This window comes from Pseudomonas sp. ADAK2 (genome assembly GCF_012935755.1).
Lineage (GTDB): Bacteria > Pseudomonadota > Gammaproteobacteria > Pseudomonadales > Pseudomonadaceae > Aquipseudomonas.
Window position 1 is genome coordinate 3,927,503 of record NZ_CP052862.1, and the last position, 22,082, is coordinate 3,949,584.

A 22,082-nucleotide genomic window follows, 5' to 3' on the forward strand; every position below is an offset into this window, starting at 1 on the left:
AGCGTCCCGAGCTGCATTCCCACGCGGAGCGTGGGAACGATCAGTCAGGTGAGTTTGAACCCACCCATCTGCCGCGCCAAGTCATCGGCCAACCGCTGCAATGTCTGACAATCCTCACGACACGCCCTGACCTCCCCGGCCGTCGCCCGTGCCAGATCGGAAATCCCCTGCACGTTGCGGTTGATCTCCTCGGTCACTGCTGACTGCTCTTCTGTCGCCGTCGCCACCTGATGGTTCATGTCGCTGATGCGTTCGATCTGCCCGGTAATCGCCGTCAGCGATGTCCCGGTGCGCTGGCTCGACTCAACCCCTGTGCCCGTCGCCGCTTGCCCGGAATGCATGGACGACACCGCATTTTCCGCGCCCTGCTTGAGGCTGCCGATCATCTGCTGAATCTCGTCGGTGGACGACTGCGTGCGCCGCGCCAACGTCCGCACTTCATCCGCGACCACCGCAAACCCACGGCCCATGTCGCCGGCCCGCGCCGCTTCAATCGCAGCGTTGAGCGCCAGCAAGTTGGTTTGCTCCGAAATCCCGCGAATCACCGCCAGCACTTGATCGATAGACGCCACCTGATGCGCCAACTCGCCCACCGCCGTGGCCGCGACACCAATCTCATCGGACATGCTTTCTATATGCCGGATCGAACCACCGACCACTTCCCGCGCCTGCATCGCTTCATCGCGAGCGGTTTGCGAAGCGACTGCGGCGTTGCCGGCGTTCTGGGCGATTTCCTGCACGGTCAGGCCCATTTCGTGGACAGCGGTGGCGACCATATCGGTCATTTCCTGTTGCCGTCCTGAGCGTTCGGCAGTGTTATCCACCACCTTTGCCACTTGGCTGACGGCGGTGCGCAGCCGCTCGCTGGTGGTCAACACTTCACCAATCATGTCGCGCTGGCTTTCCAGGAACCGATTGAAGCCCCGCGCCAGATCGCCCAGTTCATCGGCGCGGCTGGAATCTAACCGGTGGGTCAAATCTCCACCACCGCTACCGATGGCCACCAGCGCCGCTGTTACCTGACGGATCGGTCGCACCATCCCACGGGCCAGCACCACCACCAGCAACAGGCACACCAACGCCACCGCCAGGCCGATGCCGCTGCTCATCCACATCGCGCGGCGGGCCTCGGCGTAGATCTGCGACTGTGGTACTTCGGCCACCAGGGTCCAGCCCAAATCCCGCAATGGCAGGCTCAATGCCAGAAAATCTTCGCCATCGCGGGTAAAACCGCTGCTAGCGGCAACTTTTTGACCCATCACCGCTTGCGCCGCCGGGCCACCAATTTGTTCGGCCAACGTGCGCTTGCCACTGAATTGCGCCTCGGGGTGAACCTGGATCAATCCGTCTGAACGCACGAGATAGACCTTGCCGCGCTCACCGAAGTTGAAATTGTGGATCAGCTCCGACAGCTCTTTCATGCTCAGCCCGAGCCCGGCAACGCCCACGACTTTGCCGGCCTGCTCGACCTTGAGGTCGATAAACAGCGCCAATTCTCCGGTCGCGGTGTCATTGTCGATATTGAGGGTGCGCGGCTGGTTGCTGTCGAGGAATGTGTAGAACCAGGCGTCTTTCGGGTTGGAACGGCTGAGGGTCCGGTCCAGGCCTTTTTCCGTAAGGTAGTGATTGGAAGCCGTGCCGACGATCAGCGCGGTAAAGGCCCTGTGCTCGGCGCGGATGCCTTCCAGGTACTTTACGAAGGTGTCGGTTTGGGCACTGTTTTCACCCGCGGCCAGCCAGTCGCGCACCATGCTGTTGCTGGCGATGTCCTTGGCGGCGGTGAGGGGTTGCACGAGGATGCGTTCGATGTCGTTGCGCATCGCTTCGATGCTCGACGGCAGCGCCTGTTCGACCAGATAACTCTGGGCAAGGCGGTTGACCACCAGGGTATAAACGCCAACCACGATCAGAATACTGACCAGCAGGGCGGTGCCCATACTCAGGATCAACTGCCATTGAATACTGCGTCGCCAGAACTGCATGGACCACCCCCAAAGAATAAGTGGCTGAAACACTGCAACAGCCGTGCCGATTGTATACAACGCAATCGACAATTTTATTCTTTGGTTGTGCTCAAATCCGATCAGCCCTGATTGATCGTCTTGGCGATCACTTCAACCGTGGCGCTGACTTGCTCTTGGTAACGGTCGAGTTCCTGCTGGTGCTGCTTTTTCATTTCGATCTGCTGGGAGCACAGATTCATCGCCGCCAGCACCAGCAAACGATCACCGATCAGCGTCGGGTATTTGCGTTTGGTGTCGGCCAGGGCAGCCTTCAACATCAGTGCGGCGTCCAGCAGGGTTTGCTCTTCCCCGGCCGGCGCCTTGATCGAATAGTCCTCCCCCAGGATCGAGACGACTTTTACCCCTGCGGCGCCCTGATTCATGCGCTGACAGGGCCGGCGCTGACGCGCTCGACCAAGGCCTGGATGCGGGCGGCGGTGGCGCCTTGTTTCTCTTCCTGTTCCATCAGGCTCAGTTGCAGGCTTTCGTTTTCATCCTTGGCCTGGGCCAGTTCGGCGCTCAGGGTCTGGTTGGTGCCCAGCAGGCTCTGGTTCTGTTGCACCAGGTCGCTGACCAGTTGTTCCAATTGACTCAGGGATGCTTCCAACATTTTGATTTTCCAGGCTTTTTCAAAGGGCGCGTACGATAAAGAAAAGTCACCACGGATGCCAGGGTTATTGGGGCTCAAAGCCTTGATTTTCCTGGCGGGCAACCTTGCTCGCGAGCTTTAGAGACTGTGATTGGCGAATCTGGTTCCTGCACTTCGTCGCCGCAACCGATGTGCGACAAATACGCGCAGGGGCTCAAGACTTTAGTCGTAGAACCGATAAGTCACTCATACAGCAGTCTCAGCCCCGCACGGATGCGCTTTTCACGGTGAAACACCATGTCCCTTCGTAATATGAATATCGCGCCGCGCGCGTTCCTCGGTTTTGCCCTGATTGGCGGTCTGATGCTGATCCTGGGTGTGTTCGCCCTGAACCAGATGAGCAAGATTCGCGGCGCCGGCCAAGACATCGCCAACGCCAGCGTGCCGAGCATCAAGAGCCTGGACGAGTTCACCCAACTGACCCTGCGCCTGCGCGTGCTGTCCTACCGTTTGCTGATCAATCGCGAACCGGACGTGCAGCAGAAAACCATGGAGCTGTTCGACCTGCGTAACCAGCAGATCCGCGACGCCCAGCGGGTTTACGAACCGTTGATCGACGGCCCGCAGGAACGTGCGGCTTATGATCAGTACGTACAGTTGCTGGCGCAGTACCGTCAACTCGAAGATCGGATGAAGAGCCTGTCGCGCAACAATCAGATCGATGAGTTGCGCAGCATGCTCAACACCGAACTGCTGGCCAACTCCGAAGCGGTCAACAATGCCTTGGCGAAGCTGCTGGAGATCAACATCCAGCAGATTGCCGTGACCGATCAAGGTGCAAGCGATCAGTTTTCGTCGTCGTTTAACCTTGTGATCACGCTGCTGGTCATCGCCACTGGCCTGACCCTGCTGTTCGCCTGGTTGCTGACCAACAGCATCACCAAGCCCATCGCCAACGCCTTGAGCGCCGCGGAAGAAATCGCCGAAGGCAACCTGACCCGCCCGATCACCGTCGATGGCGAAGACGAAGCCGGTCGCTTGCTGGCGGCCATGGCGAAAATGCAGGACAAGCTGCGCGACACCCTGCAACGGATTTCCGGCTCGGCCACGCAATTGGCCTCCGCCGCTGAAGAACTGAACAGCGTCACCGACGAAAGCGCCCGGGGCCTGACTCAGCAGAACAACGAAATCGAACAGGCCGCCACCGCTGTCAATGAAATGACCAGCGCCGTGGAAGAAGTCGCGCGCAACGCGGTGAGCACTTCCGAAGCCTCGAAAAACGCCACCACTTCTGCCGGTGACGGCCGTGACCTGGTGCAGGAAACCGTCAGCGCCATCGAACGCATGAGCGCCGACGTGCAGAGCACAGCGACCCTGATCGGCGATTTGGCCAACGAATCCCGGGATATCGGCAAAGTGCTGGACGTGATTCGCGGCCTGGCCGACCAGACCAACCTGTTGGCCCTGAACGCCGCGATCGAAGCGGCCCGCGCCGGTGAAGCCGGGCGTGGTTTTGCGGTGGTGGCGGATGAGGTTCGTGCCTTGGCGCACCGTACCCAGCAGTCGACCAGCGAAATCGAACGCATGATCGGCAGCATCCAGAGCGGTACCGAACACGCGGTGGATTCGATGCGTAACAGCACCGAACGCGCCGAGTCGACGTTGAACATTGCCCGTGGCGCGGGGATGTCGCTGGATACGATCAACAGTGCAATTGTTGAAATCAACGAGCGCAACCTGGTGATCGCCAGCGCGGCTGAAGAACAGGCGCAGGTGGCTCGCGAGGTTGACCGTAACCTGGTGAACATTCGTGATCTGTCGGTGCAATCGGCGACCGGGGCGAATCAGACCAGTGCGGCGAGCAATGAACTGTCGCGCTTGGCGCTGGACCTGAACAATATGGTTGGACGGTTTAGCCTCTAAACGAAGATCGCATCACTGCCGGAAAGATCGCAGCCTCGTTTCACTCGACAGCTCCTACAGGTTGATTGATCGTTCCCACGCTCGGCGTGGGAATGCAGCCCGGTACGCTCCGCGTCCCCATCAAGAGCCGAACGCGGAGCGTCCGTTGAGGCATTCCCACGCAGAGCGTGGGAACGATCAACACCACATCGTCAAAACCTTTTTGACAGCATCACATTTCAACAGGTTAGAATCGCTGGCACGCAGACTGCATGGTCAGTTTGCGCCCGCCTTTCAGCTTTCTGGAGTATTGCCCTTGAATGCGACGACCATCAACAGCCTGTTCTTGATCGGCGCGTTGCTGGTAGGTGCAAGCATTCTGGTGAGCTCCCTCTCGTCCCGCCTCGGTATCCCGATTCTGGTGATTATCCTGGCTGTGGGCATGGCTGCTGGCGTCGACGGCGGCGGCATTATTTTCGATAACTACCCCACGGCTTATCTGGTCGGCAACCTGGCGTTGGCGGTGATTCTGCTCGACGGCGGCTTGCGCACCCGAGTCTCGAGTTTCCGTGTGGCGCTGTGGCCGGCGCTGTCGCTGGCCACGGTCGGGGTGTTGATTACCACCGGGCTGACCGGCATGGCGGCGGCGTGGCTGTTCAACCTCAACATCATCCAGGGCCTGCTGATCGGCGCCATCGTCGGCTCGACCGACGCCGCGGCCGTCTTCTCGCTGCTGGGCGGTAAAGGCCTGAACGAGCGGGTGACCGCCAGCCTCGAAATCGAATCCGGCAGCAACGACCCGATGGCGGTGTTCCTCACCGTGACCCTGATCGACATGCTCGCCAGCGGCCAGACCGGCCTGCACTGGAACCTGCTCGGGCATCTGGTGCGCGAATTCGGCATCGGCGGCGTGATTGGCCTGGGCGGCGGCTGGGTCATGTTGCAACTGGTCAACCGCATCAACCTGGCCAACGGCCTGTACCCGATTCTGGTGATTGCCGGCGGCCTGCTGGTGTTCGCCCTGACCAACGCCTTGCACGGCAGCGGCTTCCTCGCCGTTTACCTGTGCGGCCTGGTGATCGGCAACCGCCCGGTGCGCAGCCGTCACGGTATTCTGCACATGCTCGATGGCATGGCCTGGCTGGCCCAGATCGGTATGTTCCTGGTGCTGGGGCTGCTGGTCACGCCTCATGACTTGCTGCCGATCGCCCTGCCCGCCCTCGGCTTGGCCCTGTGGATGATTCTGTTTGCCCGGCCGCTATCGGTGATGGTCGGCCTGCTGCCGTTCAAAGCCTTCCACGGTCGCGAAAAAGCCTTCATTTCCTGGGTCGGCCTGCGCGGCGCGGTGCCGATCATTCTGGCGGTGTTCCCGCTGATGGCCGGCTTGCCGAACGCCCAGCTCTATTTCAACCTCGCGTTCTTTATCGTGCTGGTGTCGCTGCTGGTGCAGGGCACAAGCCTGCCGTGGGTCGCCAAACTGTTGAAGGTCACGGTTCCACCCGAGCCAGCACCGATCTCCCGCTCGGCGCTGGAAGTGCACGTCACCAGCGAGTGGGAGCTGTTCGTTTACCGCCTCGGCGCTGAGAAATGGTGCATCGGCTCGCCCCTTCGCGAGCTGAAAATGCCCGAAGGCACCCGCATCGCGGCCCTGTTTCGTGGCCAGCAACTGCTCCATCCGTCGGGTAGTACGGTGCTCGAAGTCGATGATTTGCTCTGCGTGATCGGCCATGAACACAATCTGACGGCCCTCGGAAAGCTGTTCAGCCAGGCACCGCAACGGGGCCTCGATTTGCGTTTCTTCGGCGACTTCGTGCTCGAAGGAGACGCCCAACTGGCCGCGGTTGCTGCGCTGTACGGGTTGAAAGTCGAAGGCATCGATCCGGACATGTCCCTGGGCCGCTTCATTGCCCAGAAGGTCGGCGGCGCGCCGGTCGTGGGTGACCAGGTCGAGTGGAACAACACCATTTGGACGGTCGCGGTCATGGAAGGGAACAAGATCGGCAAAGTGGGCGTCAGATTCCCCGAAGGAAGTCGCCCGGGCCCCGGACTCTTCCTCTAAACTGCCATTCTTTTCACCTGATTCGATCGGTCTCTATGCCAACCCTGCGCTCCCTGTTTGCCATTGCCCTGCTGGGCCTGAGTCTCTCCATCGGAACCTTGCAAGCGGCCGAACCGCCGTCCAGCGAAGCCGTGCAAGGCAGCCTGGACAAGATCGCCGAGCGCAAACTGCCGGAGGCCGATCAAAAGGCGCTGCAAACCATCCTGCAGAACACGCTGACCCAGCTCAACAGCAAGAGCGATTTCGATCAGAAACTGATCGATCTGAAGCAGCAATTGGCTACGGCGCCCAAGCAGAACATCGAAAACCAGCGTGAACTGGCCCGGCTCAAGGCCACCAAGGTAGTCCCGATCGAACAGCGCTACGCCAACCTGTCGATCCAGCAGCTCGAGCAAATGCTCACCGAGCGCTCCACCCAGCAAAGCGATCTGCAAAAAGCCCTGGCCGACGCCAACAGCCTGATCATCACCGCCCAGACCCGCCCCGAGCGCGCTCAGGCCGAGATCGCCAGCAGCCAGACGCGCATCCAGCAGATCAACAACATCCTCAAGGCCGGCAAAGACAACGGCAAGACCTTGAGCGGCGAGCAGCGTGACCAGCTCAATGCCGAACTCGCCGCGCTGAACGCCCTGATCCCGCTGCGGCGTCAGGAGCTGGCCGGCAACAGTCAGTTGCAGGACCTGGGCAACAGCCAGCATGACGTGCTCTCGGAAAAAACCGCGCGCATGGATCAGGAAATCCAGGAACTGCAAACCCTGATCAACCAGAAGCGCCTGGCCCATTCCCAGGAAGCGGTGACCCAGCAATCCATCGAAGCGCAGAAGTCCGGCGGCAGCGTGTTGCTGGCCACAGAAAGCACGCAGAACCTGAAGCTTTCCGACTACCTGCTGAAAAATACCGACCGCCTCAATGACATCACTCAGCAGAACCTGCAAACCAAGCAACAACTGGACAGCGTGACCCAGAGCGATTCGGCCCTGGACGAGCAGATCAGCGTCCTCAAGGGCAGCCTGCTGCTTTCCAAGATTCTCTACAAACAGAAACAGGCCCTGCCGCCACTCAAGCTTGACCGCGACCTGGCGGACCAGATCGCCGATATTCGCCTGTTTCAATTCGAAGTCAGCCAACAACGGGAATTGCTCAGCAATCCGGCGAGCTACGTTGACAACCTATTGGCCACCCAGCCACCGGAGCAAGTCACCCCGCAGTTGCGCAAGAGCCTGCTGGAACTGGCCAACACCCGTGCCGACCTGCTGGAACGCCTTAACCGCGAACTGAGCGCGGTGCTCAACCAGTCCATCACCCTGCAACTGAACCAGAAGCAATTGCTCAGCACGACGAAAAGCCTGCGGGCCACCCTCGACGAGCAAATGTTCTGGATTCCCAGCAATAAGCCGCTGGATCTGGAATGGATGCACGGCGTGCCGGAACGCCTGAAACGGCAGGTCGCCGCGCTGCCTTTGTCTTCGAGCCTGAGCGAACTGAGCGATGGCCTGATCCAGCGGCCGTTGCTGTTCCTGCCTCTGGTATTGCTGATCGGCGCCCTGCTGTGGCGCCGCAAGAGCCTGTATGCCCGGCTGAACAAAGTTCACCAGGACATCGGTCACTTCAAGCGTGACAGCCAGTGGCACACGCCCCAGGCAATCCTGATCAATATATTGCTGGCGATGCCGGTGGCGCTGGGCCTGGCCTTGTGTGGCCTGGCCTTGCAGATCGACGCCCGTGGGCAGAACGCCAATATGGGCGCGGCCCTCCTGCAAATGGGCCAGGCCTGGCTGGTGTTCTACACCGCCTACCGGATCCTCGCGCCGGGCGGCGTCGCCGAATTGCATTTCCGCTGGGAAAAACCCCAGGTCGAATTCCTGCAAGGCTGGGTCCGGCGTCTCGGGCTGGTGGTGATGGCGCTGGTCGCGGTGGTGGCCGTCGCTGAATTGCAACCGTCGACACTGGCCGATGACGTGCTGGGCATGCCGGTAGTGCTGACCTGTTACGCCTTGATGGCCTGGTTGCTCGGTCGCCTGTTGATCAGCAGCCCGACCCATGAGAGCGCGTCGCTGTTCCGCAAAGCGGTGGGGATTCTGTTCACGGCACTGCCGATCGCCTTGTTCGTGGCGGTGTGCTTCGGCTACTACTACACCGCGCTGAAACTCAGCGACCGCTTGATCAATACACTGTATCTGCTGATGTTCTGGCTGGTGATCGAAGCCACGTTCGTGCGCGGTCTCAGTGTCGCGGCGCGGCGCCTGGCCTATCAGCGAGCCCTGGCCAAACGCCAGGCGGCGAAAGAGGCCGGTGAAGGCGAAGCGGTGATTGAAGAACCGACGCTGGACATCGAAAAGGTCAACGAACAGTCGCTGCGCCTGATCCGCCTGGCGCTGCTGGCAGGCTTCATCGCGGCGCTGTATTGGGTCTGGTCGGACCTGATTACCGTGTTCTCGTACCTGGACAACGTGACCCTCTACGAATACACCAGCGGCACGGGCGCCAACTTGAGCATGGTGCCGATCAGCATCGGCGACTTGCTTGGCGCACTGATCATCATCGGCATCACCTTCGCCCTGGCGCGCAACTTGCCAGGGCTGTTGGAAGTGTTGGTGCTGTCAAAGCTGAACCTGGCCCAGGGCAGCGCCTACGCCACCACCACGTTGCTGTCCTACGTGATCGCCGGCGTTGGTTTCGTCTCAACCCTGTCCACCCTCGGCGTCAGTTGGGACAAATTGCAGTGGCTGGTGGCCGCGCTATCCCTCGGTATCGGTTTCGGGATGCAGGAAATCTTCGCCAACTTCATCTCCGGCATCATGATCCTGTTCGAACGCCCGGTGCGGATCGGCGACACCATCACTATCGGCAACCTGTCGGGCACGGTGAGCAAGATCCGCATCCGCGCCACGACCATTACCGACTTCGACCGCAAAGACATCATTGTCCCGAACAAGACGTTCATCACCGGGCAACTGATCAACTGGTCCCTGACCGACACCATCACCCGGGTGACCCTCAAGCTCGGCGTCGACTACGGCTCCGACCTGGACCTGGTCAAAGCCTTGTTGCTGCAAGCCGCCCGGGAAAACCCGCGAGTGCTCAAGGAACCCGAGCCCCACGTGTACTTCCTGAACTTCGGCGAAAGCACCCTCGACCACGAGTTGCGCATGCATGTGCGTGACCTCGGCGACCGCAACCCGGTGCTCGATGAGGTCAACCGCTTCATCAACCGCGAATTCAAGAAGCAGCACATCAACATCTCGTTCCGGCAGATGGAGGTTTACCTGAAGAACCTTCACGGCCAGGAATACAAGTTGGTGCCGGTCGAGGAAGAGAAAAAAACCATCATCTCCCGCGAAGCTCCCCGTGACGCGCCCCTTGAGTCCACGCCCGACGTTCCGGAACAAGAGCCGCCTCCGACCAAACTCGACTAACCGCCTTATCCCTAGCAGAATGCTCGGACATTCTGCTGGAGATGGCCGTTGAAAGCCCTCGACGAACTGACCTTCGACAATCGCTTCGCCCGCCTCGGCGATGCGTTCTCAACCCATGTGCTGCCCGAGCCCATCGCCGCGCCGCGACTGGTGGTCGCCAGCCCCGCCGCCATGGCGCTGCTGGACCTGGACCCGGCCGTGGCCGAGACGCCGGTGTTCGCCGAACTGTTTGGCGGGCACAAGCTCTGGGCCGAAGCCGAGCCTCGGGCGATGGTCTATTCCGGGCATCAATTCGGTTCCTACAACCCACAGCTGGGCGACGGCCGCGGCTTGCTGCTGGGCGAGGTGTACAACGAGGCCGGCGAGCATTGGGACTTGCACCTCAAGGGCGCCGGCCAGACGCCGTACTCACGGATGGGCGATGGACGGGCGGTACTGCGTTCGTCGATCCGCGAGTTTCTCGCCTCCGAAGCGCTGCATGCCCTGAACATCCCGACCACCCGCGCCCTGTGCGTCATCGGCTCCGACACACCGGTGTGGCGCGAGAAGCAGGAACGCGCGGCCATGGTCCTGCGCCTGTCGCCGAGCCATGTGCGCTTCGGCCATTTCGAATATTTCTACTACACCAAGCGCCCCGAACAGCAAAAAGCCCTCGGCGAGCACGTGCTGGCCATGCACTTCCCCGAATGCCTGGAGCAGCCGGAACCGTACCTGGCGATGTTCCGCGAAATCGTCGAGCGCAACGCCGAACTGATCGCCAAATGGCAGGCCTACGGCTTCTGCCACGGGGTGATGAACACCGACAACATGTCGATCCTGGGCATCACCTTCGACTTCGGCCCGTTCGCCTTCCTCGACGACTTCGACGCCAACTTCATCTGCAACCACTCCGACGACCAGGGCCGCTACTCCTTCAGCAACCAGGTGCCGATCGGCCAGTGGAACCTCAGCGCCCTCGCCCAGGCCCTGACGCCGTTCATCAGCGTCGACGCCCTGCGCGAAACCCTCGGCCTGTACCTGCCGCTGTACCAGGCCCACTACCTGGACCTGATGCGCCGCCGCCTCGGCTTTACCACCGCTGAAGACGATGACCAGAAACTGCTGGAACGTCTGCTGCAACTGATGCAGAACAGTGGCGTTGATTACACGCTGTTCTTCCGTCGTTTGGGCGATGAATCAGCCGAGTTGGCCGTCGCTCGCTTGCGTGATGACTTCGTCGACATCAAGGGCTTTGATGCCTGGGGCGAGCAGTATGTGGCCCGGGTTGGCCGCGAAGGTCCGCTTGATCAAGAACAGCGCCGGGTTCGGATGTATGCCGTGAATCCGCTGTACATCCTGCGCAACTACCTGGCGCAGAAAGCCATTGATGCGGCAGAGAGTGGCGACTACTCGGAAGTTCGCCGCCTGCATGCAGTGCTGAGTAACCCGTTTGTGGAACAGGCGGGAATGGAGAGCTATGCCGAGCGGCCGCCGGAGTGGGGCAAGCATCTGGAGATCAGTTGTTCGTCGTGACGCAGCTCAATCCAGAGGGTCAATGGCACTGACGACGCGCGCAATGATGTCAGTCATCGTCACGTCATCAAGGCGTTCAATAAACTTTGCTGAACCCTCTCGAACACGCTGCTCAATGTCGAAACTGCGCACTTGATTGCACACCGCGACCCCATTTGTTTCGTGCCCCGTAACGACCACTGCCAATCCGGAGTTTCGGCTGAAACTCCCGCCACTGGTCACGGGCACGGTCATGCTCACGCCCAGCGCGTTGATTCCCCTCGGCGTAATCACAACAAAACGATGGCGGTTCATCATTTCTCTCCCTGCCACCGGGTTCGGGTCAATCCAAAAGACATCGCCCCGCTGCGGGGCCTGCCGACGCACCATTAACCCAACTCCCTACCAACAGAATCACCTTCACGAGCCCAGGCTGTCTGCTCGTTCAACTCAGCCAATTCTTCTGCCCCCTGAAGCAATTCATCAAGGCTGTAACGCTTGCGAGATGCTTTCACAACTGGGCGAGCAATCAACTCGCCATCCACCACGTTGAGCTCCAACTGAGAGCCGACTTCAAGATGCAATAATTTAAGCAAGGTAGGGGGGAGCGTAATCACGGCGGCACCGCCCTGGCGGCGTATTTTGGAAGTTACGGACATGAGATCACTCCGATCCGAAATATGTGGGATGTCGATGTCACGACAAGTGCAACAAAAGTAGCACGCAGATGAAAGCAACGCGAATTCCTCAAATCAAGAACGATGAAGGTTAGAGTTGCTTCCAGCGTAGTCACGGATTGCCCGCTAATAATCAGGAAAATGTGAGCATTTGCGACACACCGCCTTCCTGCCTCGGCCCTACAGCCTTGATAAATACGGACCGCAACTCCAAATCAGTTGCATTGATTGCCCACTCTTTTGGAGCCCCCCATGTCCGACCCACTCCTCATCCCCTGCCCCCACTGCAACGGCCTCAACCGCATCCCCGCCGAACGCCTCAACGACCAGCCAAAATGCGGGCGCTGCAAGGCTGAAGTGTTGCTGAGTAAACCTTTCGAATTGAAGCAAGGCGATTACGCCAGCCAGATCAAGGGCGATTTGCCGTTGTTGGTGGACGTCTGGGCGGAGTGGTGCGGGCCGTGCAAATCGTTTGCGCCGGTATTCGAGCAGGCGGCGGGGCAGTTGGCGGGGAAGTGTCGGTTGGCCAAGCTGGACAGCGAGGCAAACCAGCAGTTGTCGGCGCAGTTGGGGATTCGTTCGATTCCGAGCCTGATTCTGTTCAAGAACGGCCGGGAAGTGGCGCGTCAGAGCGGGGCGTTTCCGTTGCCGCAGTTGATGAGCTGGTTGCGTAGCCAGGGGATTTGAACGAGATCTCGAAAACACCGCGAAACCGTAGGAGCGTGGCTTGCCCGCGAAGGCGAACTGACATTCAACGACAGCGTTGAATGTTAAACCCTCTTCGCGGGCAAGCCACGCTCCTACAAAGGGCAGTCAGGCGTTTTCCAGCAGATTGTGCAACTCCACAAACTGCTGCGTCAGCTTGTGCCGCGGGTCGAGGTGGATCAGCGGCGTGTTGGCCTGGTGCGATTCACGCATGCGCACCGAGCTGCCCAGGTACACCGGCAACACCGGCAGGCCTTCGGCGATCAGTTCGTCGAGGATTTGCTGGGGCAGGCTGGCGCGGGCCTGGAACTGATTGACCACGATGCCCTCGACTTCCAGACCTTCATTGTGGTCTTCCTTCAACTCTTCGATTTCCGCCAGCAGGCCATACAGCGCCTGACGTGAGAAGCTGTCGCAGTCGAAGGGGATGAGTACACGATCAGCGGCAATCAACGCCGACACCGCATAAAAGTTCAGCGCTGGCGGGGTGTCGAGGTAGATCCGGTCGTAGTCTTCGCTCAGCTCATCGAGCAGTTTTCGCAGCTTGTTGATCTTGTGTTTGGCCTCAAGCTTGGGCTGCAAATCGGCCAGCTCAGCGGTGGCGGTGATGACGTGGAGGTTATCGAATGGCGTTTCGTAGATATCCACCTGGTTTTTCTTCGAAAACGGCCCGGAAGACAGGGTCTGCTTGAAGAAATCGGCAATGCCCATGGGGATGTCATTGCCGGTGAGGCCGGTCAGGTACTGAGTGGAGTTGGCCTGGGCATCGAGATCCACCAACAGGGTGCGATACCCCTCGCTGGCACTGACCGCTGCCAGATTGCAGGCAATGCTGGACTTGCCCACCCCGCCTTTCTGATTGAACACCACGCGCCGCATGTCAAAACCTCCGTGTATCAAAGAATGACCGAGTGTAGTAGTCCACAGCGCTGCTTAGCTACCTCGCGGGCATGGGGACTACGCAGTCAGGCGTAATCTCCTGGTGAAAAAGCCGCAAACTCATCCATTGAGCGCAGACACGGCCGACAGACTCGCCTGCCGTAATGTGGATAATGGCCAAACGACAGCTTTTCTCACGAACCAACCGGTACATTTGTTTGCGCAAACTGCAACCAGCATTTGCTACACGCCCGCCGCACCGGGATAATGCGCGCCACTCGGCGTATAGCGCCATGTCAGGTCGGCTGTGGATTTTACGACCGACCCGTCAAGGAAAGCCCGCAGGGGCGGGATGAATCTTTGTGATCAACTTCAACATCGCCCAATGGCGCGCATGGGCCCCTGGGCTCGAAAGCGTGGACGATTGGCAGGCCTGGAGCCGACAACCGGTCGCGCTCCCATGCAGCGATGCCGCTCCCGATGTGTCGTTTCTGCCGGCCATGCAGCGCCGGCGACTCAGCCGCCTGGCGCGAATGGCCTTCAGCGTCGGCTGGCCGTTGGCCGATGGTCGGCAGGACCTACCGTTGGTCTTTATTTCCCGTCACGGCGAAACCCCGCGCACCTTCGATATTCTCAGTGACCTGGCAGCCAACCAGCCGCTGTCGCCGACCCAATTCAGCCTCTCCGTGCACAACGCCGTCATCGGCCTGTGGTCGATCATGCGCGGCGAAACCAGTGAAATGACCGCCCTCGCCGCCGCCGGCGACGGCCTTGAACACGGCATGCTTGAGGCCGCGGCATTACTTTCGGAAGGCGCGCCCGCCGTATTGCTGGTGGTCACCGAAGAACAACCACCCGAGGCCTACTCGGCCTGGATCGACGATGTGCCCTTTCCTTACGCGGTCGGTCTGCTGCTCACCCCTGGGAACGACTGGCAGCTGTCCCTGAACAGCAACCCGGATGCACTGTCCAAAGCTCACTGGCCCCATGCCTTGAATCTATTGCGTACCCTGCTCGGCCAGCAGTCAACCTGCCAACATGCCTGGAAAAATCGTGTATGGACCTGGCAACGCAACCTGTAGCCGATAAAAACCGCGACGCCTATTACTGGCGCCTGCTGGCCACCGCCGCGAGCTTCACCCTGTTCGGGTTGGGCGGGCTGTGCCTGCGGCTGCTGGTTTTTCCGCTGCTCGGCTGCCTGCCCGGCGATGCCCAGGCCCATCGGCTGCGGGCGCGCAAAACCGTCAGTCGCTGTTTCTGGTTTTTTGTCCGGTTCATGGCCCGCACCGGCGTGCTGACCTACGACATTCAAGGCGCGGAAAAACTCGGCCGCCCGGGGCAAATGATCATCGCCAATCACCCGTCGCTGATTGACGTGGTGTTCCTGATTGGCCTCGTGCCCCACACCAACTGCGTGGTCAAAAAGAGCCTCTGGGAGAACCCCTTCACCCGAGGCCCGTTGCGCAGCACCGAATACATCAGCAACGACGGCAGCATGGACATGCTCGACGCTGCTGCCGACGCCCTGAAAAGTGGCCAGACCCTGATCATTTTCCCCGAAGGCACCCGCACCCAACCCGGCCAGGCACCGGCCTTTCATCGGGGTGGCGCGGCCATTGCCCTGCGCGGTGCGAAAATCCTCACCCCGGTGATTATCAAGGTCAGCCCGAGCACATTGACCAAGGCCGAACCCTGGTATCGGATACCAAAACGTCGCGTGCACTTCAGTTTCCGTGTGGGGGCCGATATAGACCCACAAGCCTTCGCCGCGCAGGGTCCGCCCCCGCAGGCCTCGCGCAAGCTCAATGATTACTTGCATCACTACTTTATTAAGGAGCTCGCCGAAGATGAGCGATCTGCACCGTGAAATAAAAACCCTGATCATCGACGCCCTGGGCCTCGAAGACATCAGTATCGACGACATCGGCGACGACCAGACCCTGTTTGGCGAAGGCCTGGGCCTGGACTCGGTAGACGCCCTGGAACTCGGCCTGGCGATCCAGAAAAAGTACGGCATCAAGATCGATGCCGACGCCAAGGACACCCGTAATCACTTCACCAACGTGGCGAGCCTTGCGGCGTTCGTCACTGCAAAACAGGCAGCTTGAGACCGGACCATGCAAACTCGTGACGACATTTTCAACACCCTGCGCGATGCCCTGGTCGAACTCTTCGAGCTGGACCCCGAGCGCGTCAGCCTGGAATCCAACCTGTACCAGGACCTGGAAATCGACAGCATCGACGCCGTCGACCTGATCGATCACATCAAGCGCCAGACCGGCAAGAAAATCGCCGCCGAAGAATTCAAATCGGTGCGTACCGTCAGCGACGTGGTCGAGGCGGTCTACCGTCTGGTTCAACCGGCCGCATGAGTCGAGTGATCGGCCTTGGCCTGCTGCTGGCGGGCCTGCTGTACCCCTTTGCGGTGTATTTCGGCATGGAGCACTTCGCCCCGTGGCAGTTTGGTCTGCTGCTGGGCAGCCTGTGGCTGGCGCGCGCGCTGACCGGCGTGCGGCGTCCGGGCAGCCTGTGGATGGCCAGCGTCGCCATCGTGTTTTGCCTGCTGCTGGCCATATTCGACAGTCCGGCGCTGTTGCGTTGGTACCCGGTATTGATCAGCGGGTTCATGCTCGCGCTATTCGGGCTGAGCCTGAAATACGGCCCGCCGATGGCCGAACGCCTGGCCCGCCTGCGTGAACCGCAGCTGCCGGCCAAGGCGATTGTTTATACCCGCCAGGTCACGGTGGCCTGGAGTGTGTTTTTTCTCTGCAACGGTTTGTGCGCCGCCGCGCTGACCCTTTGGGCGCCGCTGAGTTGGTGGATGTTGTACACCGGCCTGATCTCCTATGGATTGATCGGCCTGATGTTTGCCATTGAATGGCTAATACGACAACGGGTACGAGGCCACCCATGAATTGGATAACACTTGAGCACCTGCTGCTCAAGGCTCAGCCGGAACGTGCCATGACGGCCGACCCGGCGCTGAATCACGCGCAATTGTGCGAACAGGCCCTGAGTCTCGCTGCCGGTCTGCAAGCCCAGGGCGTGCGGCGCATGGCCGTGCACCTCGAAGACGCCGCCGAGCTGGCGATTGCGCTGCTGGGCGCCTGGCGTGCCGGGGTCAGCGTGTTGCTGCCCGCCGACCTGCAAGCCCAGACCCGCCAGCGCTGGTCGACTGAAGTCGATCTGTGGCTGACCGATCAGGCCGACGACGCACACCTGGCCGATTATCAACATTCGCCAATGCCCGCCGCCGCGCTGGATTTGGATCGCTGTCAGTTGAGCCTGTGCACCTCCGGCTCCAGCGGCGAACCCAAGCGCATCGACAAAACCCTGCGCCAGTTGGCCAATGAAGTCGAAGCCCTGGAGCAACTGTGGGGCGCCGACCTGGGCCCGGCGTGCATCATCGGCAGCGTTGGCACTCAACACATTTACGGTTTGCTGTTCCGCGTGCTGTGGCCGCTGTGCGCCGGGCGACCGTTCGTGCGCAAGCAACTGGCCTTCCCGGAAGACTTGCAGCGTGCCAGCCGCGAATACCCGGCGTTCGCCTGGGTCGCCAGCCCGGCGCTGCTCAAACGCATGGGCGACAACCTCGACTGGCCGGCCCTGAGCGCGGTGCGTCGGGTGTTTTCCTCCGGTGGCGCCCTGCCCGCCGAGGCTGCACAAAGCCTGTTCGAGCGCTTGCAGCAATGGCCAACGGAAATCCTCGGCAGCTCGGAAACCGGCGGCATTGCCTGGCGTCAGGGGCAAGACCTGTGGCAGCCGTTCGCCGACGTCCGGCTGAGCCAGGACAGCGACGGCGCGCTGCTGATCGCATCGCCCTACTTGCCGGCCGACCACATCGAACACACCGCCGACGCTGCGCGGATCGCCGCCGATGGCCGTTTCGAACTGCTGGGACGGCTGGACCGCATCGTCAAACTGGAAGAGAAACGTATCTCGCTACCGATGCTGGAACAGGCGCTGATGGCCCACGACTGGGTCGCCGAAGCGCGCCTTGGGGTGGTCCAGGAAAACCGCGCCTCATTGGGCGCGTTGCTGGTGCTCAGCCAAAAAGGGCTGCACGCCCTGCGCAATCAGGGGCGGCGAACCCTCACCCAAGAACTGCGTCAACACCTGAGCCAGCATTGCGAAGCCCTGGCCTTGCCCCGCCGCTGGCGCCTGCTGCGGCAACTGCCGTCGAACGCCCAAGGCAAATTGCCCCAGGCCGAAGTCGAAGCGCTGCTGCTGGCACCGCGCCCCAAGGGACCGGAAGTGCTGGAACAGGTCGAAACCGACGGCGAATGGAGCCTGCAACTGGCCGTGCCGCCGGACCTCGCCTACTTCAGCGGGCACTTTCCCCAGGCGCCGGTATTGCCCGGCGTGGTGCAGGTGGAGTGGGCGCTGAGCCTGGGTCAACAGCTGCTGGAATTGCCGGCCCTGTTCGCCGGGATGGAAGTGCTGAAATTCCAGCAACTGGTGCGTCCGGGCGACGAAATTCAGTTGCACCTGCGGTTCGACCCAGTGCGCCACAAGTTGTATTTCACCTTTCGCAACGACACCGCCACCTGCTCCAGCGGGCGGATTGTGCTGGAGGCGGCGGATGCATAACCCCTGCGCCATCATCCCGGTCTACAACCACGAAACCGCCATCACCACGGTGGTCGATGCCCTGCTCGCCCAAGGTTTGCCGTGCATTCTGGTAGACGACGCCAGCACCCCGGCCTGCGCAAAAGTGCTCGATCAACTGGCGCTGCGGGACCACGTCTTTCTGATCCGCCTCACCGTCAATCAAGGCAAGGGCGGCGCGGTCATGACCGGTTTACGCGAAGCCTCGCGCCTGGGCTTCAGCCATGCCTTGCAAGTGGACGCCGACGGCCAGCATGACCTGACCGACGTCGCGACGTTCATCGAACAATCCCGCGCCCACCCCGACGCGGTGATCTGCGGTTATCCGCTGTACGACGCCAGCGTGCCCAAGGGCCGCTTGTATGCGCGCTACCTGACCCACGTGATGGTGTGGATCAACACCTTGTCGCTACAGATCCGCGATTCGATGTGCGGCTTTCGCGTCTATCCATTACCGCCGACCCTGGCGCTGATCAGTTCGGCGAAGATCGGCAAGCGCATGGATTTCGACTCGGACATTCTGGTGCGCCTGGCTTGGCAAAACCTGCCGATGCAGTGGCTGCAAACCAAGGTCCATTACCCGCTGGACGGCGTCTCGCATTTTCGCCTGTTCCACGACAACGTTTTGATCTCGAGCATGCACACCCGGCTGTTCTTCGGCATGTTGTTGCGCGCTCCGGTGATCCTCTGGCGGCGGTGGCGGGCATGAGCACTGACGCAGATAAAAAGCATTGGGCCGACCGCCAGGAGCGCGGCAGTTTCTGGCTGATGAAATTCACCGCACTGTGCGCCAAAGTGCTCGGCCGGCGGCTGTTGAGCCCGTTGCTGTACGGCATTGTCCTGTACTTTTTCCTGTTCGGCCGCAGCGCGCGCAAAAGCGCCTGGCAATACCAGCAACGCCTCGCTGACTTTAGCGCGCGTCCGGAGTTGCGCCCGACCCATTGGCGGGTCTTCGGCCAGTTCATGGCCTTCGCCGACTCCATGCTCGACAAGCTCGACGTGTGGAACGGCAAGCTGAGCATCCAGCAGATCGAAATCGACGACCCGGCGCTGTTGCGCACCCAACTGCGTGGCGCCCGTGGGCAGATGCTGGTGGGTGCGCACCTGGGCAATCTCGAGGTCTGCCGCGCGCTGGCGGAGATCGGCGAACAAGTCACCATGAACGTGCTGGTGCACACCAAGCACGCCGAGCAGTTCAACCGCTTGCTCGGCGAAGCCGGGGCGACCAATTTGCGCCTGATTCAGGTCAGCGAACTGGACCCGGTGATCATGCTGCAACTGCACGAACGCCTGGAGCGCGGCGAGTGGCTGGCGATTGCCGGCGACCGTGTGCCGCTGCATGGCGGGCGCCGCGTGATCGTGGACTTTCTCGGTCATCCGGCGGCATTCCCCCAGGGCCCTTGGCTGCTGGCCGGTTTGCTCAAGTGCAAGGTCAATCTGTTGCTGTGCCTGAAGCAACCGACAGGCGCCTACCGACTGAGCCTCGAACCCTTCGCCGAGGCCGTGGTGTGGAAGCGCAGCGACCGCGAACAGGTCATTCATCAGTGGGCTTCCCGCTACGCCGAACGCTTGGGTCACTATTGCCTTGAAGCGCCACAACAATGGTTCAACTTTTACCCTTTCTGGAAGACCGATGACGACGCCAACGCTTGAGCCGGTAACCTTCGGCGAACTCCCTTTGCGCATCGAAGACGTGCTGGCCCTGGCCAATCGTCAGGCGCCGACGCAGTTGCAGGGTGACCCTGAATTTCGCGAGCGCATCGCCAAAGGCGCGCGATTCCTCGATTCCCTGCTGGACAAGGAAGGCGTGATTTACGGTGTGACCACCGGTTATGGCGATTCCTGCGTAGTCGCGGTGCCGCTCCATCACGTCGAAGCGCTGCCGCGTCATCTGTACACCTTTCACGGTTGTGGCCTGGGAAAATTGCTTGATGCCCAAGCCACCCGCGCAGTCCTCGCGGCGCGTTTGCAGTCGCTGTGTCACGGCGTGTCCGGTGTGCGCGTGGAGTTGCTGGAACGCCTGCAAGCCTTCCTCGAACACGACATCCTGCCGCTGATCCCGGAAGAAGGTTCGGTCGGCGCCAGCGGTGATTTGACGCCGCTGTCCTATGTGGCCGCGACCCTGTCCGGCGAACGCGAAGTGATGTTCCGTGGCGAACGCCGCGAAGCCGCCGATGTACATCGCGAGCTCGGCTGGACGCCGCTGGTGTTGCGCCCGAAAGAAGCCCTGGCGCTGATGAACGGCACCGCCGTGATGACCGGCATTGCTTGCCTGGCCTTCGCCCGCGCCGATTACTTGCTGCAACTGGCGACCCGCATCACCGCGATGAACGTGGTCGCGCTGCAAGGCAACCCGGAGCATTTCGACGAGCGCCTGTTCGCCGCCAAGCCGCATCCGGGGCAGATGCAAGTCGCCGCGTGGCTGCGCAAGGATCTGGCGATCGACGCGCCGACCGCGCCGTTGCATCGCCTGCAAGACCGCTACTCCCTGCGTTGCGCACCGCATGTACTCGGCGTGTTGGCCGACAGCCTGAACTGGCTGCGTTCATTCATCGAGATCGAACTCAACAGCGCCAACGACAACCCGATCATCGACGCCGAAGCCGAACGCGTGCTGCACGGTGGGCACTTCTATGGCGGCCACATCGCATTCGCCATGGACAGCCTGAAAACCTTGGTCGCCAACGTCGCCGACCTGCTCGACCGGCAACTCGCGTTGCTGGTGGACGAGCGTTACAACCACGGTTTGCCGAGCAACCTGTCCGGCGCCACGGCCGACCGCGCCATGCTCAACCACGGCTTCAAGGCTGTGCAAATCGGCACCAGCGCCTGGACCGCCGAAGCGCTGAAAAACACCATGCCCGCCAGCGTGTTCTCGCGCTCCACCGAGTGCCACAACCAGGACAAAGTAAGCATGGGCACCATCGCCGCTCGCGATGCGGTGCGTGTGCTGGAGCTGACCGAACAGGTCGCCGCCGCCACTTTGCTCGCCGCCAATCAAGGCGTCTGGCTGCGTGGCCAGGCCGAAGATGCACGACCACTGCCACCGTCCCTGGCGGCGATGCACGAAGAACTGGCCAAGGACTTCCCGCCGGTCATCGAAGACCGCGCCCTGGAAGGCGAACTGCGCCTGTGCCTGAAACGAATCGCCGAGCAACACTGGAGGCTGCATGCGTAGCAAGGGAGTGCTTCACGCCGATACGGAAATCCTCGTGCCGTTCTTTGACGTCGACACCATGCACGTGGTCTGGCACGGCCATTACGTCAAATACCTGGAAGTCGCCCGCTGCGCGCTGCTGGACAAGCTCGGCCACAACTACACCGCCATGGTCGAGTCGGGGTTTGCCTGGCCGGTGATCGACCTGCAACTGCGCTACGTGCGCGGCGCGGTGTTCGGCCAGACGCTCAACGTGCGCGCCAGTCTGGTGGAGTGGGAGAACCGATTGAAGATCAATTACCTGATCAGCGATCAGCAAACCGGTGAACGCCTGACCCGCGCCAGCACGGTGCAGGTCGCGGTCGATATGAGCAGCCGTGAAATGCAATTGGCCTCGCCCAAGGTCTTCACCGACGCCGTCGAAAGGATGCTCGCATGACCCTGCTGAACCCCCTTTGTAGCAGCTGCCGAGCCCGCGAGGCTGCGTTCGACGGCGAAGCCGTCGCAAAACCTGCACATGCGGTACATCAGAAGAAACCCAAGGCGACTGCTGCGCAGCCGAACGCAGGCTTCGCCAGCTGCTACAGGTTCGTGGT

The 22,082-nt window shown here is 61.2% G+C and carries 20 protein-coding genes and 2 pseudogenes; 16 read left to right on the forward strand and 6 right to left on the reverse strand.

The genetic code is table 11. The annotated features are described in order from the left end of the window. Window positions 1-44: 44 nt before the first annotated feature. The 3 genes from HKK52_RS18050 to HKK52_RS18060 all read right to left on the reverse strand — a co-directional run bounded on the left by HKK52_RS18050 (window position 45) and on the right by HKK52_RS18060 (window position 2,613). Window positions 45-1,982, reverse strand: coding sequence for a methyl-accepting chemotaxis protein (locus tag HKK52_RS18050; RefSeq protein ID WP_169371951.1), 1,938 nt, complete (start codon window positions 1,980-1,982; stop codon window positions 45-47). A 101-nt stretch (window positions 1,983-2,083) separates the two neighbouring features. Further along, the gene (locus HKK52_RS18055; protein ID WP_169371952.1) at window positions 2,084-2,386 is read right to left on the reverse strand and encodes a cell division protein ZapA; all 303 of its coding nucleotides are present in this window, start codon (window positions 2,384-2,386) and stop codon (window positions 2,084-2,086) included. After that, window positions 2,383-2,613 (reverse strand): hypothetical protein, encoded by a 231-nt coding sequence (locus tag HKK52_RS18060; RefSeq protein WP_054053207.1) that lies wholly within the window; start codon window positions 2,611-2,613, stop codon window positions 2,383-2,385. The genes HKK52_RS18055 and HKK52_RS18060 overlap by 4 nt, the downstream gene beginning before the upstream one ends. A gap of 342 nt (window positions 2,614-2,955) precedes the next feature. Here HKK52_RS18060 and HKK52_RS33015 point away from each other — a divergent pair. From HKK52_RS33015 to selO, 5 genes and pseudogenes are all read left to right on the forward strand, one after another. Continuing rightward, window positions 2,956-3,612: pseudogene (locus HKK52_RS33015) on the forward strand (MCP four helix bundle domain-containing protein); the annotation flags it as partial. Between the two features lie 303 nt (window positions 3,613-3,915). After that, a pseudogene (locus tag HKK52_RS33020) lies at window positions 3,916-4,515 on the forward strand (methyl-accepting chemotaxis protein); the annotation flags it as partial. A 295-nt stretch (window positions 4,516-4,810) separates the two neighbouring features. Beyond that, the gene (locus HKK52_RS18070) at window positions 4,811-6,553 is read left to right on the forward strand and encodes a potassium/proton antiporter (protein WP_169371954.1); all 1,743 of its coding nucleotides are present in this window, start codon (window positions 4,811-4,813) and stop codon (window positions 6,551-6,553) included. A gap of 35 nt (window positions 6,554-6,588) precedes the next feature. Continuing rightward, window positions 6,589-9,969: a mechanosensitive channel MscK gene (gene mscK, locus HKK52_RS18075; RefSeq protein ID WP_169371955.1), complete on the forward strand. Its 3,381-nt coding sequence runs from the start codon at window positions 6,589-6,591 to the stop codon at window positions 9,967-9,969. 48 nt (window positions 9,970-10,017) lie between these two features. After that, the gene (gene selO / locus HKK52_RS18080; protein ID WP_169371956.1) at window positions 10,018-11,481 is read left to right on the forward strand and encodes a protein adenylyltransferase SelO; all 1,464 of its coding nucleotides are present in this window, start codon (window positions 10,018-10,020) and stop codon (window positions 11,479-11,481) included. A 6-nt stretch (window positions 11,482-11,487) separates the two neighbouring features. Here the strand turns inward: selO and HKK52_RS18085 are convergent, their stop codons facing one another. Both HKK52_RS18085 and HKK52_RS18090 read right to left on the reverse strand, forming a co-directional pair. Next, on the reverse strand, window positions 11,488-11,850 hold the full coding sequence (locus tag HKK52_RS18085; protein WP_169371957.1) for a type II toxin-antitoxin system PemK/MazF family toxin: 363 nt from the start codon (window positions 11,848-11,850) through the stop codon (window positions 11,488-11,490). Next, window positions 11,850-12,119, reverse strand: a complete 270-nt coding sequence (locus tag HKK52_RS18090) for an AbrB/MazE/SpoVT family DNA-binding domain-containing protein (RefSeq protein WP_169371958.1) — start codon at window positions 12,117-12,119, stop codon at window positions 11,850-11,852. The genes HKK52_RS18085 and HKK52_RS18090 overlap by 1 nt, the downstream gene beginning before the upstream one ends. Window positions 12,120-12,389: 270 nt before the next feature. Here HKK52_RS18090 and trxC point away from each other — a divergent pair, with 270 nt between their 5' ends. Continuing rightward, window positions 12,390-12,824, forward strand: coding sequence for a thioredoxin TrxC (trxC, locus tag HKK52_RS18095; RefSeq protein WP_169371959.1), 435 nt, complete (start codon window positions 12,390-12,392; stop codon window positions 12,822-12,824). 126 nt (window positions 12,825-12,950) lie between these two features. On the opposite strand, the gene HKK52_RS18100 is transcribed toward trxC, so the two are convergent. Beyond that, the gene (locus tag HKK52_RS18100; protein ID WP_054053184.1) at window positions 12,951-13,721 is read right to left on the reverse strand and encodes a ParA family protein; all 771 of its coding nucleotides are present in this window, start codon (window positions 13,719-13,721) and stop codon (window positions 12,951-12,953) included. Window positions 13,722-14,077: 356 nt separating this feature from the next. On the opposite strand from HKK52_RS18100, the gene HKK52_RS18105 reads away from it, so the two are divergent. From HKK52_RS18105 to HKK52_RS18150, 10 genes are read left to right on the forward strand one after another with little or no spacing between them, the layout of a single operon-like run. Next, window positions 14,078-14,803: a beta-ketoacyl synthase chain length factor gene (locus tag HKK52_RS18105; RefSeq protein WP_169374260.1), complete on the forward strand. Its 726-nt coding sequence runs from the start codon at window positions 14,078-14,080 to the stop codon at window positions 14,801-14,803. Continuing rightward, window positions 14,779-15,588 carry a lysophospholipid acyltransferase family protein gene (locus HKK52_RS18110; protein ID WP_169371960.1) on the forward strand — a complete coding sequence of 270 codons (810 nt, stop codon included), beginning with the start codon at window positions 14,779-14,781 and terminating at the stop codon, window positions 15,586-15,588. The genes HKK52_RS18105 and HKK52_RS18110 overlap by 25 nt, the downstream gene beginning before the upstream one ends. Further along, on the forward strand, window positions 15,569-15,829 hold the full coding sequence (locus HKK52_RS18115) for a phosphopantetheine-binding protein (RefSeq protein WP_169371961.1): 261 nt from the start codon (window positions 15,569-15,571) through the stop codon (window positions 15,827-15,829). The genes HKK52_RS18110 and HKK52_RS18115 overlap by 20 nt, the downstream gene beginning before the upstream one ends. Window positions 15,830-15,838: 9 nt before the next feature. Then, complete coding sequence (locus HKK52_RS18120) at window positions 15,839-16,093, forward strand: acyl carrier protein (RefSeq protein WP_007992314.1); 255 nt, start codon at window positions 15,839-15,841, stop codon at window positions 16,091-16,093. Then, entirely contained in the window at window positions 16,090-16,635 is a 546-nt protein-coding gene (locus HKK52_RS18125) for a hypothetical protein (RefSeq protein ID WP_169371962.1), read from the forward strand. Before HKK52_RS18120 ends, HKK52_RS18125 begins: the two co-directional genes overlap by 4 nt. After that, window positions 16,632-18,311 (forward strand): acyl-CoA synthetase family protein, encoded by a 1,680-nt coding sequence (locus tag HKK52_RS18130; RefSeq protein ID WP_169371963.1) that lies wholly within the window; start codon window positions 16,632-16,634, stop codon window positions 18,309-18,311. The genes HKK52_RS18125 and HKK52_RS18130 overlap by 4 nt, the downstream gene beginning before the upstream one ends. Then, complete coding sequence (locus HKK52_RS18135) at window positions 18,304-19,038, forward strand: glycosyltransferase family 2 protein (protein WP_169371964.1); 735 nt, start codon at window positions 18,304-18,306, stop codon at window positions 19,036-19,038. The genes HKK52_RS18130 and HKK52_RS18135 overlap by 8 nt, the downstream gene beginning before the upstream one ends. Then, the gene (locus HKK52_RS18140) at window positions 19,035-19,982 is read left to right on the forward strand and encodes an LpxL/LpxP family acyltransferase (protein ID WP_169371965.1); all 948 of its coding nucleotides are present in this window, start codon (window positions 19,035-19,037) and stop codon (window positions 19,980-19,982) included. Before HKK52_RS18135 ends, HKK52_RS18140 begins: the two co-directional genes overlap by 4 nt. Next, window positions 19,963-21,507: an HAL/PAL/TAL family ammonia-lyase gene (locus HKK52_RS18145; protein WP_169371966.1), complete on the forward strand. Its 1,545-nt coding sequence runs from the start codon at window positions 19,963-19,965 to the stop codon at window positions 21,505-21,507. Before HKK52_RS18140 ends, HKK52_RS18145 begins: the two co-directional genes overlap by 20 nt. After that, window positions 21,500-21,925 (forward strand): acyl-CoA thioesterase, encoded by a 426-nt coding sequence (locus HKK52_RS18150; RefSeq protein WP_169371967.1) that lies wholly within the window; start codon window positions 21,500-21,502, stop codon window positions 21,923-21,925. Before HKK52_RS18145 ends, HKK52_RS18150 begins: the two co-directional genes overlap by 8 nt. Window positions 21,926-22,082: the final 157 nt, after the last annotated feature.